Origin of the sequence: Streptomyces sp. MB09-02B (genome assembly GCF_033794485.1) — a bacterium.
Lineage (GTDB): Bacteria > Actinomycetota > Actinomycetes > Streptomycetales > Streptomycetaceae > Streptomyces.
Genome location: NZ_JARGEE010000264.1, coordinates 1 through 12,692, shown reverse-complemented (window position 1 = coordinate 12,692; position 12,692 = coordinate 1). Strand labels below are relative to the sequence as shown.

Here is a 12,692-nt window from a genome sequence, read left to right as displayed (position 1 = left end):
AGCCCCCACCGTCTCGTCGTCGTCACCCCCGTCGGCGAACACGGCCAGCACCCCCCGCGCCCGCTCGGCAGCCGCACCACCCCGCCGGAGGTCCACCTCCAACCACCCCGCCGCCAACTCCGCGGCGGTACGCGCGTCCAGGAAGTCCGGCCCCAGGGACTCGTACACGGACACCGCCCGCTCCACGAACCCCAGCGCCTCCTCGAACACCGGCCCGAAGGAGGCGAGTTCCGCGTCCTCGGCCACCGAGCGGGCGAGCAGATCGCCGAACTGCCGGTACGTCTCGCCGAGTTCCGCGACGATCCGCCGCCGGTTCTCCTCACCGGCGACGTCGGACAGGGCCGCCTCGCAGCCCACCACCGCGTCCCCCATCAACTCGCGGGCCTCGTCGAGGGTGCCGGGCCCGGGAGCCTCACGGCTCTCCCGTGCCGCATACCACGCCCGCGCCCGCAGCGCCCGCACGTACCCGTGGACGTTGCCCAGCTCGCCCCAGAGGTCGACCGCGCGCGCGTACGCCCGGTCGGCGTCGGCGGGCAGCCCCGCGCGCGCCAGCGCCTCGGCGGCGAGGTGGGCGAGCATGGCGTGGTCGCGCTGCTCGGGCCAGTGCCGGGCGATGTCGGCGGCCCGCAGCCACCGTTCCGCCGCCTCGCGGTGCTCGCCCAGCTCGGTGTGGCAGTCGCCGAGCCACCACAGGGTCTGCGCGACCGCCCCGTCCCCGTGGGTCTCGGCTGTGAGGTCGGGGAGCGCCGACTCCAGCACCTCGGCCGCCTCCGCCCACCGCCCCAGCCGCAGCAGCAGCCCGCCGAGCAGATGCCGGGCCCAGGAGCCGAGCGTCGGCCCCTCGCCCGCCTCGTCGGCCCAGTGCGCCGCCTCCAGGGCGTGCTCGGCGGCCTCCTCGACCCGTTCCCCGGCGCCCAGCAGTTCGGCCAGCTGGAGGCGCAGCTGGGCGTGGCCCACCGGCTCCAGCTCAGCCCCACCGTGCTCCAACGCGGCCCGGGCCGCCCGCTCCGCGGTCTCCAGGTCCCCCAGGTGCTGCGCCACCCCGGCGAGCCGCGCCTCGTACTGCACCGCGAACCACGGCAGCCCGGCCGCCACGTACCGTTCCGCGGCCTCCGCGAACAGCTCGGAGGCGGCCTCCGCGTCCCCGCCGCGCGCGGCCAGCTCCCCGAGCATGCCCCGCGCCTCCGCGGCCCGCGAGGCCAGGCGTACGTCCTCCGCGCGGCGCGGCTCGACGAAGTCCGCCAACTCCCGTACGGCGGCCTCGGCCAGGGCCGCGGCGTCGGCGTCCTCGGACTCGTGCGTCCGCTGCACGAGTATGCGCGCCCGCCCCACCAGCACGGAGGCCGTCTGCCGTGCGCCCGTCCCGCCGGTCGACCAGAGGGTGAGGATCCGCTCGTACGGCTCGGACACCAGCTCCACGGCGGCGTCCACATGGCCCGCGAGGGCGTGGACGTTCGCCCCACGCGCGCGTGCCGCCAAGGCCTCGCCGGGGTCGCCGGCCGCCTCGTACATGTCGGCCGCGCGTTCGAAGAGGACCCGGCCCTCCGGCCCGAGGCCGATCGCCTCGTGGTCGACGATCTCCGCGCGGTCCCAGGCGTCCAGCTCCGCGCCCTCGGTGTCGGCGGCACGGGCCACGGCGGCCCAGGCCTCCACGGAACCGGGATGCAGGGACGCGGAGAGCCGCCGCGCCTCCGCGAGGAGGGCGGGCAGGCCCTCCGGGGCCGCGGCGGTCCCCGTCGTCTCCACGGCGGCGGGCTGCCGGGGCGCGGGCACCGTCACCGTGGTCCGCCGCGCGCGCACCCCCAGCGGCAGCCGGTCCAGCAGCGGGCGCTGGTCCATCCGCTCCCGGACATGGGTGCTGACGTACGCCGTGCCGTTGCGCCCGTCGAAGAGCGCGGCCAGGGAAAGGGCCTCCTCGCGCGCGTGGGAGGCCAGTTCGCGGGCGGTCCACGCGCGGCCGGCCGGACCGGGCACGGTCTGCTCGCCCAACCCGAGCGCCGTGAGGCGGTCCATGAGCAGGGCCACCACGCTCAGGTAGTCGAGCTTGCTGCGCGGGTCCCCGGAGTCGGTGAAGTACGCCGGACGCTCGGCCAGCAGCTCCAGGCCGCGCGCCTCGTTGCCGGTCAGGGCGCAGAACTCCACGTGGTCCGCGTACGCGCCGCGCATGCTCTCCATGGCCCGCACCAGCCGGAAACCCCGCAGATGGTGGGCCCGCGCCTCGTCCGGGCGCCCCAGGCGCAGCAGCGGCACCAGCGAGGACGCCAGGACGGTGTGCGGCTCGTGGGCGCAGGTGTACTCGCCCTCCAGGACCGGCGCCCACAGCTCCAGCGCCTCGGCGTCCTCGCGTCGCCGCGCAGGCCACCAGCCCTGCCCGTGCAGCTCGCACGCGTGGCAGTCGGCCATCGTGTCCCGGTCGGCGGCCAGCCACGCCCCGTACGCCCGCTCGGCCCGCGCCAGGTCGCCGATGTGCGCGGCCACACTGAACTCGGCGCTCCGCACGGCCCGTTCCGAGTGTCCGGCGAGCCGGTAGCGGTGCTCCATCTCGCCGAGCCACTTCTCGATGGAGGCCAGCGGGATGTGCGGCTGGTTCAGCATGCCGGCCGACATCCACTTGAACACCCAGTGCAGCGAGTGGATCTCGTACTCGTCGAAGTCCTCCGGCCGTTCGTCCCACATGCGCAGCAGACGCGCGAAGGGGACGAACATCTTCGCCTTCTCGGAGCTGTAGTTGTAGACCTTCAGCTGGTGTCCGAGCGCCTCGATCACGGCGAGCGGCTCGTTCAGCTTCTCGGCCTCGGCGAGCAGCCGCTCCGCGCGCGCGTTGCGCGCCGGGCCCTCCGGCTGCTCGTAGTTCTCCGCCATGGCCCGGCGCAGCTCGCCGAAGTCCATGGCATCCACGACGTCGGTCACCGGCGACCACCCTCCCCGAAGCCCCGACCGGACCCGTGGCCCGGCCCGGACCCCGGCTCGGTGTGCGTGGCCCACTCCAGCAGGCCGATGAAGGCGCGGTTCAGGAGCGCCGAGTCGGCGGGCCTGAGCGGCCGCTGGGCCATCAGCAGGGCCTGCCCGTACAGGGACTCCGTGGCCGTGCCGATCAGCTCCCGGTCGGTCAGGGAACTGATCCGCCGGATCAGCGGGTTGAGATGGTTGAGCACCAGCCGCGCGCGCGGGGCGCTGCCCCGCAGCGAGCCGAGGATGCCGGCCCACAGGTCGTCGGCCTGCTCCTCCGCCTCCGCGCGGGCTTGCTCGTGCCGGGCGGACCGGTCGTCCAGGTGCAGCGCGGGCACCGACAGCGGATGGAAGGCCCGCAGCACCACGTCGCAGCCCAGGGGGTCGAGCTTCGCCCGCGCGGCCGACAGGAAGCCCGCCAGCGCCAGCTCCTCGTCCGGGTCCAGGACGTCCAGGTGCGCCGTCACCGTGTCGGCGTCCAGCTCGGCGACCACCGTCCCCGGACGCACCGACGGCAGCGCCTCGACCAGCTCGCTGTCGTACGTGTAGCCGCCGTTGACCACCCCGACGCCCTGCGCGGACGCGATCGGCGCGACCTGCCGGTACTCCTCGACCGTCCGCGTGAAGTGCACCACCGGGTGCCGCTGCGCGAACTCCTCCAGCGACAGCCGTCCGTCGGTCGTCTCGAAGGGGAGCCACGGCAGCATCGTGCGCAGCATCTCCCGGTCGTGCCGCGCCAGCGACTTCACGCCCAGGTAGTGCACCGACAGGAAGGCCGCCAGCCGCTCCGGATCACCCGCGGCGAGCCCCGTGAGCCAGCTCCGGATCCGCTCCCCGAGCGCCTCCCGCACGGCCGCCAGCGTCTCGTCCTCGTACAGCGACTCCCGCGACGCCGTGGGCCGCAGGCTGTCCGTGTCGAGGACACAGCGCACGAAGAACGCCCAGTCCGGCAGCAGCTGTTCGGCCCGCTCGGTGAGCAGCATGCCCTTCAGGTGCACCCGGTGGCTCGCCCGCTGGGCCGGGCTGACGGCCGTCGGCAGGACGTACGCGACGCCGCGGATCCCGGCCAGCGGCACGTCCAGCTCTATGGAGTCCAGCGGTGTGAACCCGAACAGGTCGTGACAGTGCCGGGCCAGCGCCACCCGCCGGCCGGCGGGGGAGGGGTACGACCGGTTCCAGGGCGCCGGCAGATCGGTGACCGCCTCGTCGCCCACCCGGACGTCGTACGGCAGCAGCGACCCGAAGTCCCGCGCCAGCGTCAGCACGCGCGCGGGGGAGAGCCATTCGGCCGCACCGGGCCGCGCGACCAGATGCACGGTGGTCCCCGGCTCGGGACGCGCCTCGTCGGGCAGCGTCCGCACGGTGTACGAGCCGTCGTCGGCCGCCGTCCACTCCACGGGCGGCGCGTCCGGCGTACGGGCGCTGCGGCTGACCACGCGGATGCGCTCGGCGACGACGAAGCAGGCGAGCAGCCCGATGCCGAACTGCCCCAGGAAGTCCGAGCGGACCTCCTGGATGCCTCCGTCCTCACGCTTGGAACTGCGGCCGATCGTGGCCAGCAGGTTGTGCACATCGGCCTCGGTGAGCCCGATGCCCGAGTCCTCCACCCGCAGGGTGCCGCCCTCGGCGAACAGCCGTACCCGGGCGGGCGCGTCGGACTGCTCGGCATGCCGAGCGGTGATCGCGTCCACCGCGTTCTGCAGCAGCTCGCGCAGATAGACCTTCGGACTGGAGTACAGATGGTGCGAGAGCAGGTCCACCAGGCCACGCAGATCGACCTGGAACGTGTGAGGCGACTGGGGTGCCTGAGGAGTCTGGGGTGCCTGGGATGACTGTGAGGTCATTGAATCCATCGTCGCAGCGCCGGTGGAGAGGGGATTCTGGCGACGGCGGCGGGGTCGGGCGGTCCCGTCGGACGGTGACCGCGGACGGAGGAGGCAAGGCCCGACTGGCGGGCCCGGGAGTGCGTCATCCTAGGCGCGAACGACCCGCCTGACCAGCGGATTTCAAGGACGTATACGGGATTGTCAGTGGCGTGGTGTGCAATGGATCTCGTGCCCGCGCTCGAAGAACCGCTCAAGAACACGCTCGGCGCCGCCACCGCGAAGGTGATGGCCGAGCACCTCGGCCTGCACACCGTCGGCGATCTGCTGCACCACTATCCCCGCAGATACGAGGAGCGCGGCCAGCTCACCCACCTCGCCGACCTGCCGATGGACGAGCACGTCACGGTGGTTGCCCAGGTCGCCGACGCCCGCCTGCACTCCTTCGCCTCCGCCAAGGCCCCCCGCGGCAAGGGCCAGCGCCTCGAAGTCACCATCACGGACGGCAGCGGCCGCCTCCAGCTCGTCTTCTTCGGCAACGGCGTGCACAAACCCCACAAGGACCTCCTCCCCGGCACCCGCGCCCTCTTCGCCGGCAAGGTCTCCGTCTTCAACCGCCGTCTGCAACTGGCCCACCCGGCGTACGAACTGCTGCGCGGCGACGACGACACGGAGACCGTCGACACCTGGGCCGGCGCCCTCATCCCGATCTACCCCGCCACCGCCAAGCTGGAGTCCTGGAAGATCGCCAAGGCGGTCCAGACGGTCCTCCCGAGCGCCCAGGAGGCCGTGGACCCCCTGCCCGAGTCGTTGCGGGCGGGCCGGGGCCTGGTCTCGCTCCCCGAGGCTCTCCTGAAGATCCACCGCCCCCAGACCAAGGCGGACCGGGACAGCGCCCGCGACCGCCTCAAGTGGGACGAGGCCTTCGTCCTCCAGGTCGCCCTCGCCCGCCGCCGTCACGCCGACGCCCAACTCCCCGCAGTCGCCCGCCGCCCCGCCCCCGAAGGCCTCCTCACCGCCTTCGACGCCCGCCTCCCCTTCACCCTCACCGACGGTCAGCAGAAGGTCTCCCGCGAGATCTTCGACGACCTGGCCACCGAGCACCCGATGCACCGGCTGCTCCAGGGAGAAGTCGGATCAGGAAAGGCCCAACCCCTCGACTCGCTCGTGCTCACACCTGCCGGTTTCCGTCGAATGGGGGAGATGCGGGTCGGTGACGAAGTCGTCGTACCGAACGGGGAGATCGCGCTGATCGACGGCGTCTTCCCGCAAGGAGAGCGCGATGTGTGGCGCCTGGTACTTTCCGACGGAAGTTCTGTGGAGTGCGACGACGAGCATCTCTGGATCGTCGGAACGAGTTGTGGGTGGCACCGGGGCCAAGCGCCCAAGGTCATGACGACGCGGGAGATCCGTCTCGATTTGTTCAAGGCGAACGGGTCCTCGAAGTGGTACGTCCCGGCCGCAGCACCCGCCGACCTCGGAGGCGACTCGGGGCTGCCACTGGACCCATATCTGTTCGGCCTTCTCCTCGGGGACGGCTCATTCCGGCACAACCTGCGGCTGTCCACGATCGACGACGAGATCCGCGATGCCGTGGCCGCAGCCGTGGCGCCGGAATGCCGTCTCGTACCGGTGAAGGGCTCTCGCCGCGACTACACGATCCAGCTCTCCCAACGCGTCGGCGGATTGCGCAACCCGGTGATCCAGACCCTGCGGGATCTGAACCTCTGGGGCGAGACGTCGCACGGCAAGTTCGTTCCCGACGAGTTCAAGAACACGTCGGTCAAGAACCGTCTCGCTCTGTTGCAAGGGCTCCTGGACACCTATGGCACGGTCCAGGCGGACGGCATGAGCGTGTCGCTCTGCACGGCCTCGCGCAGGCTTGCGGACGATGTCGCCTGGCTGGCGCGCTCGCTCGGCGGCCGTGCCCGCGTCCTGCCGAAGCAAGCGGCTTTCAACGTCTCGGTCGCGTTGCCCGACGAGTACACGCCGTTCAGGCTGACCCGTAAGGCCGACCGTGTCCGGCCACGGCCGAAATACAACACCTTCCGGCGGGGAATCCGAGCCGTCGAGCACGTGGGGCGAAAGCCGGTCCAGTGCATCAGCGTGGCGCACCCGAGCCACGCATACGTCACCGACAACTTCACGGTCACCCACAACACGATGGTGGCCCTGCGCGCCATGCTCGCCGTCGTCGACGCGGGCGGGCAGGCGGCCATGCTCGCGCCCACCGAGGTGCTCGCCCAGCAGCACCACCGGTCGGTGACGGAGATGATGGGGGAGCTGGCCGAGGGCGGGATGCTGGGCGGCGCCGAGCACGCCACCAAGGTGGTGCTGCTCACCGGGTCCATGGGCGCCGCCGGTCGCCGTCAGGCGCTGCTGGACCTGGTCACCGGCGAGGCCGGCATCGTCATCGGCACGCACGCGCTGATCGAGGACAAGGTCCAGTTCCACGACCTGGGCCTGGTCGTCGTGGACGAGCAGCACCGCTTCGGCGTCGAGCAGCGCGACGCCCTGCGCGGCAAGGGCAAACAGCCGCCGCACCTCCTCGTCATGACGGCCACCCCCATCCCGCGCACGGTCGCCATGACCGTCTTCGGCGACCTGGAGACCTCGGTCCTGGACCAGCTCCCCGCCGGCCGCTCACCCATCGCCAGCCATGTCGTCCCGGCCGCCGACAAGCCCCACTTCCTCGCCCGCGCCTGGGAACGCGTCCGCGAGGAGGTGGCGAACGGCCACCAGGCGTACGTCGTCTGCCCGCGCATCGGCGACGACGTCGACGAACCCGGCGACCCGAAGAAGGTCGGCAGGTCCCCGGAGGACGAGGCAGAGAAGCGCCCACCCCTCGCCGTCCTGGACGTGGCCGACCAGCTCGCCAAAGGCCCCCTCCAGGGCCTGAAGGTCGAAGTCCTGCACGGCCGCATGCACCCCGACGACAAGGACGCGGTCATGCGCCGCTTCGCCGCCGGCGAGACCCAGGTCCTGGTCGCGACCACGGTCATCGAGGTCGGTGTGAACGTCCCGAACGCCACCGCCATGGTGATCATGGACGCCGACCGCTTCGGCGTCTCCCAGCTCCACCAGCTCCGCGGCCGCGTGGGCCGGGGCTCCGCCGCCGGCCTCTGCCTCCTCGTCACCGAGATGCCCGAGGCCAGCGCCGCCCGCCAACGCCTGGGCGCCGTCGCCTCCACCCTCGACGGCTTCGAACTCTCCCGCATCGACCTCGAACAACGCCGCGAGGGCGATGTCCTCGGCCAGGCCCAGTCCGGCGCCCGCACCAGCCTCCGCATGCTCACCGTCATCGACGACGAGGAGATCATCGAGGAGGCGAGGGAGGAGGCGGCGGCGGTGGTCGCGGCCGACCCGGACCTGGAGCACCTCCCGGCCCTACGGACAGCCCTGGACGCCCTGTTGGACGAGGAGAGGGAGCAGTACCTGGACAAGGGCTGAGGATCAGCGCCCCGAAGGGGCGCGGGGAACTGCGCGAGCAACCACGACGCTGTCGCAGTCGCCCATGGCCCCCACCACCCCTCTCCTCCGACTGCCAGACTGGACCTGTGACCACGCCCTCGAACAAGGACCCAAGATGACCCGCGTGATCGCCGGCGCAGCCGGCGGACGCCGCCTCGCCGTCCCGCCGGGCAACGGCACCCGCCCCACCTCCGACCGTGCCCGGGAGGGCCTCTTCTCCACCTGGCAGTCCCTCCTCGGCGGCCCCCTCGACGGCGAACGGGTCCTCGACCTGTACGCCGGCTCCGGCGCCGTGGGCCTGGAGGCCCTCTCCCGGGGCGCGGCCCACACCCTGCTCGTCGAGTCCGACGCCCGCGCCGCGCGCACGATCCGCGACAACGTCCGATCGCTCGGCCTCCCCGGCGCCGAGGTGAGATCGGGCAAAGCCGAGCAGATCATCCAGGGCCCGGCGCCGGACGAGCCGTACGACCTCGTCTTCCTGGACCCCCCGTACGCCGTCTCGGACGACGATCTTCGGGAGATCCTGCTCACACTCCGTACCGGGGGCTGGCTCGGCGACGAAGCCCTCGTCACCGTGGAGCGCAGCACCAGAGGCGGTGCATTCGCCTGGCCGACCGGTTTCGAAGCCATCAGGGCCCGTCGCTACGGCGAGGGAACGTTTTGGTACGGTCGCGCCGCCTCTACGTGCGAAGACGCACGATGACCGGACCGGAGAGCGAGGGATCCCAAGTGCGCCGTGCCGTCTGTCCCGGGTCGTTCGACCCCATCACCAACGGACACCTCGACATCATTGGCCGCGCCTCCAAGTTGTACGACGAGGTCTACGTCGCGGTGATGATCAACAAGTCCAAGAAGGGCCTCTTCGAGGTCGAGGAGCGGATCGAGCTGATCCGCCGGGTCACCGCCGAGTACGCGAACGTACGGGTGGAGGCCTTCCACGGACTGCTCGTCGACTTCTGCAAGCAGCGCGAGATCCCGGCCATCGTCAAGGGGCTGCGCGCGGTCAGCGACTTCGACTACGAACTGCAGATGGCCCAGATGAACATCGGCCTGTCGGGCGTGGAGACCCTCTTCGTCCCCACCAACCCCACCTACAGCTTCCTGTCGTCCTCCCTGGTCAAGGAGGTCGCGACCTGGGGCGGCGACGTCTCCCACCTGGTGCCGCCGCTGGTCCTCGAAGCGCTGGCCGAGCGACTGAAGCGCGACTGAGCGGACGAACGTCCCCCGCTGGCCGTACAGTCGACCCGACCGTCTCCAACACAGCTGTAGAGAGTGGCGAGCACACGGTGGACCACACGGTGGACGTGCAGAAGAAGCTCGACGAGATCGTCTCGGTGGTCTCCGGCGCCCGATCCATGCCCATGTCGGCCTCGTGCGTGGTCAACCGCGCCGAACTGCTCTCCCTGCTCGACGAACTGCGCGCGGCCCTGCCCGACTCCCTCGCCCAGGCGCGGGAGCTGATCGGCGACCGCGACCACATGGTCGAGCGGGCCCGCCAGGAGGCCGAGCGGATCGTCGCGAACGCGCACGCCGAGCGAGGCTCCCTGATCTCCGACACCGAGGTCGCCCGTCGCTCCCAGAACGAGGCCGACCGCATTCTCGGCGAGGCCCGCCAGGAGGCCGAGGAGGTCCGCGCCGAGGCCGACGACTACGTCGACTCCAAGCTGGCCAACTTCGAGGTCGTCCTCACCAAGACCCTCGGCTCGGTCGGCCGCGGCCGCGAGAAGCTCCTCGGTACGGGCCCCGGTCTCGACGAGCAGGGTTACGAGGACGAGGACGCTCCCGAGCGCAGTCACGACCCCGAGACCCTGCGCCGCGACGCCGACGCCTACGTGGACGCCAAGCTCGGTGCCTTCGAGGCCGTCCTCGCCAAGACCCTGGAGGCCGTCGGCCGCGGACGGCAGAAGCTCCACGGCCGGATCGCCACCGACGACCTCGGCGCCCTCGCCCTGAACGACGACGGCACCTCCCCGCAGCCCACCAGCGACGCCGACTACCTGGCCGGCCTCGCCGAACTGGCCGACACCCCCGCCCAGCAGTCCCCGTCCGTGCCGGAGCAGCCGTCGTACGGGCAGCAGCAGGATTCCTACGCGGCGACGGCGTACCAGCAGGACCCGTACGGCTACCAGCAGCAGTACGCCCAGCCCCAGCAGTCCGCCGACCCCTACGGCTACCGGCAGGCCGACCCGTACGCGGCCGGCTACCCGCAGCAGCCGGAGTACGACCCGAACCAGGGGCACGTGGACCCGCAGCCACACCAGGACCAGCAGGGGCACCAGGGGTACGCGCAGCCGCAGGGGAACGTGCTCGACGAGACCAGCCTCTTCGACACCACCATGATCACGGCGGAGCAGTTGCGCCGCTACGAGCAGGGCCGCTGACAGCGGATTGGGCCGAGAGGGAAAGGTCCAGTATCCTGGCTCTTCGGTCGCGCGTGCGTTCATGCTGTCCGCAACAGACGCCCGCGATCGAGCGCTGCCCGGAACACCCGGGGCGGCGCCCTCCTGACGAGTTCCGAAGACCGAAAGCAGAAATGGCTCTGAACGCCCGCCTCGACCACCGCAACCCCCTCGTGTTCGACACACACGAGCTGGGTCGGCGGCCCGGTGCGCAACAGCGTCTGACGCGCTCGGTCGACGCTCCCAAGGACCTCGGGATCAAGGGGGTCGTCGGAGTGCCGGAAGGTGCGCCGGTGGAGCTCGAACTCCGTCTGGAGTCGGTCATGGAAGGGGTGCTCGTCACAGGCACCGCCCGTGCCGACGCCAAGGGGGAGTGCGTAAGGTGTCTGGAGCCGGTCGAGCTGGAGCTCGAAGCGGACTTCCAGGAGATGTTCTCGTACCCCGACGCCGATGAGCGGGGCCGCGTGATCGCGGAACCCGACAGCGACGCCGAGGACGACGAGGACAGGCTCTTCATCGAGGACGGCCTGTTCGACCTCGAACCCGTGCTGCGCGATGCGGTGGTGCTCGCACTGCCGATGCAGCCGGTGTGCCAGGACGACTGCCCCGGCCTGTGCTCCGCGTGCGGAGCACGGCTCGCGGACGACCCGGACCACCACCATGACGCCGTCGACATCCGTTGGGCGGCACTGCAGGGACTCGCCGGTTCACTCGAAGACGGCGAGAAGGACGAGATGAGCGGCGCCGAACCCGGTGTCGACGAGAAGCAGGAGAAGTAGCCGTGGCTGTTCCGAAGCGGAAGATGTCGCGCAGCAACACGCGCCACCGCCGGTCGCAGTGGAAGGCTGCGGTCCCCACCCTGGTTGCGTGCGAGCGCTGCCACGAGCCCAAGCTGCAGCACATCGCGTGCCCGTCTTGCGGCACCTACAACAAGCGCCAGGTCCTCGAGGTCTGAGCGGCTGGTGAGAGGCTTCATGTCTGACGCCAAGGCGGAGACCAACGCCAAGAAAAAGGCGGAGAACACAGCCTCGTCCCACACGCTTCTGGAAGGGCGGCTCGGCTACAAGCTCGAGTCCGCCCTTCTGGTGCGTGCGCTGACCCACCGTTCGTACGCGTACGAGAACGGCGGTCTGCCCACCAACGAGCGCCTGGAGTTCCTCGGGGACTCCGTGCTCGGCCTCGTGGTCACGGACACGCTGTACCGCACCCACCCCGACCTGCCCGAAGGCCAACTGGCCAAACTGCGGGCCGCGGTGGTCAACTCTCGTGCGCTGGCGGAGGTGGGCCGCGGGCTCGACCTCGGCTCCTTCATCCGGCTCGGCCGTGGTGAAGAGGGCACAGGTGGCCGGGACAAGGCATCCATCCTCGCCGACACCCTCGAAGCGGTGATCGGTGCGGTCTATCTCGACCAGGGGCTGGACTCGGCGGCGGAGCTGGTGCACCGCCTGTTCGACCCGCTGATCGAGAAGTCCTCGAACCTCGGTGCCGGCCTGGACTGGAAGACCAGTCTCCAGGAGCTCACCGCGACCGAGGGACTCGGCGTGCCCGAGTACCTGGTCACGGAGACCGGCCCCGACCACGAGAAGACCTTCACCGCTGCCGCCCGCGTCGGAGGCGTCTCGTACGGCACCGGCACCGGCCGCAGCAAGAAGGAAGCGGAGCAGCAGGCGGCTGAGTCCGCCTGGCGTGCGATCCGCGCCGCGGCGGACGAGCGGGCGAAGGCGGCGGCCGAGGCCGTGGCCTCGGCCGCCGCCGACGACACCGCGGACACACCTTCTGACACCGCCCCGGCCTGACGCCGGGTGCCGCCGCCCCCGGGCCCCGCGAGGGGATACGGGGGCGGCTTCGGTGCGTTGTCGGGTGCGAGCGTGGGGGCTGGTCGCGCAGTTCCACGAGCCCCTGAAGAGCAGGGGCTGCGCCCCGTGCTTTTCAGGCCCGCAGGGCCGTGGTCTTCCAGGCTCACAGGGCCATGGCTCTCAGGCCCGCAGGGGCCTGATCTTTAGGGGCGCGGGGAACTGCGCGAGAAGCCCCCCGAGAACTGTCTTTTAAA

The 12,692-nt window shown here is 71.5% G+C and carries 9 protein-coding genes; 7 read left to right on the top strand and 2 right to left on the bottom strand.

Translation table 11 applies throughout. The annotated features are described in order from the left end of the window. A partial coding sequence (locus P1P70_RS29695; RefSeq protein WP_319243138.1) for a tetratricopeptide repeat protein occupies nucleotides 1-2,889 on the bottom strand: 2,889 nt, incomplete at its 3' end. Nucleotides 2,890-2,906: 17 nt separating this feature from the next. After that, on the bottom strand, nucleotides 2,907-4,802 hold the full coding sequence (locus tag P1P70_RS29690) for an HSP90 family protein (RefSeq protein ID WP_319243131.1): 1,896 nt from the start codon (nucleotides 4,800-4,802) through the stop codon (nucleotides 2,907-2,909). A gap of 192 nt (nucleotides 4,803-4,994) precedes the next feature. Between P1P70_RS29690 and P1P70_RS29685 the strand changes: the two genes are divergently transcribed. From P1P70_RS29685 to rnc, 7 genes are all read left to right on the top strand, one after another. After that, nucleotides 4,995-8,222, top strand: a complete 3,228-nt coding sequence (locus P1P70_RS29685; protein WP_319243129.1) for a helicase-related protein — start codon at nucleotides 4,995-4,997, stop codon at nucleotides 8,220-8,222. Between the two features lie 136 nt (nucleotides 8,223-8,358). Next, nucleotides 8,359-8,946: a 16S rRNA (guanine(966)-N(2))-methyltransferase RsmD gene (rsmD, locus tag P1P70_RS29680; RefSeq protein ID WP_319243127.1), complete on the top strand. Its 588-nt coding sequence runs from the start codon at nucleotides 8,359-8,361 to the stop codon at nucleotides 8,944-8,946. A 26-nt stretch (nucleotides 8,947-8,972) separates the two neighbouring features. Then, nucleotides 8,973-9,452 carry a pantetheine-phosphate adenylyltransferase gene (coaD, locus tag P1P70_RS29675; protein WP_319243135.1) on the top strand — a complete coding sequence of 160 codons (480 nt, stop codon included), beginning with the start codon at nucleotides 8,973-8,975 and terminating at the stop codon, nucleotides 9,450-9,452. Between the two features lie 89 nt (nucleotides 9,453-9,541). Next, the gene (locus P1P70_RS29670) at nucleotides 9,542-10,624 is read left to right on the top strand and encodes an ATP synthase F0 subunit B (protein WP_319243133.1); all 1,083 of its coding nucleotides are present in this window, start codon (nucleotides 9,542-9,544) and stop codon (nucleotides 10,622-10,624) included. Nucleotides 10,625-10,776: 152 nt separating this feature from the next. Continuing rightward, nucleotides 10,777-11,421, top strand: a complete 645-nt coding sequence (locus P1P70_RS29665) for a YceD family protein (protein WP_319243125.1) — start codon at nucleotides 10,777-10,779, stop codon at nucleotides 11,419-11,421. 2 nt (nucleotides 11,422-11,423) lie between these two features. Then, complete coding sequence (rpmF, locus tag P1P70_RS29660; protein WP_007493396.1) at nucleotides 11,424-11,597, top strand: 50S ribosomal protein L32; 174 nt, start codon at nucleotides 11,424-11,426, stop codon at nucleotides 11,595-11,597. A 19-nt stretch (nucleotides 11,598-11,616) separates the two neighbouring features. Further along, nucleotides 11,617-12,438, top strand: coding sequence for a ribonuclease III (gene rnc, locus P1P70_RS29655; protein WP_319243122.1), 822 nt, complete (start codon nucleotides 11,617-11,619; stop codon nucleotides 12,436-12,438). Nucleotides 12,439-12,692: the final 254 nt, after the last annotated feature.

Coding starts and splice junctions, on each gene's coding strand:
- rnc (WP_319243122.1), top strand. CDS start 11,617: ATGTCTGACGCCAAGGCGGAGACCAACGCCAAGAAAAAGGCGGAGAAC.
- P1P70_RS29665 (WP_319243125.1), top strand. CDS start 10,777: ATGGCTCTGAACGCCCGCCTCGACCACCGCAACCCCCTCGTGTTCGAC.
- P1P70_RS29690 (WP_319243131.1), bottom strand. CDS start 4,802: ATGGATTCAATGACCTCACAGTCATCCCAGGCACCCCAGACTCCTCAG.
- P1P70_RS29685 (WP_319243129.1), top strand. CDS start 4,995: ATGGATCTCGTGCCCGCGCTCGAAGAACCGCTCAAGAACACGCTCGGC.
- rsmD (WP_319243127.1), top strand. CDS start 8,359: ATGACCCGCGTGATCGCCGGCGCAGCCGGCGGACGCCGCCTCGCCGTC.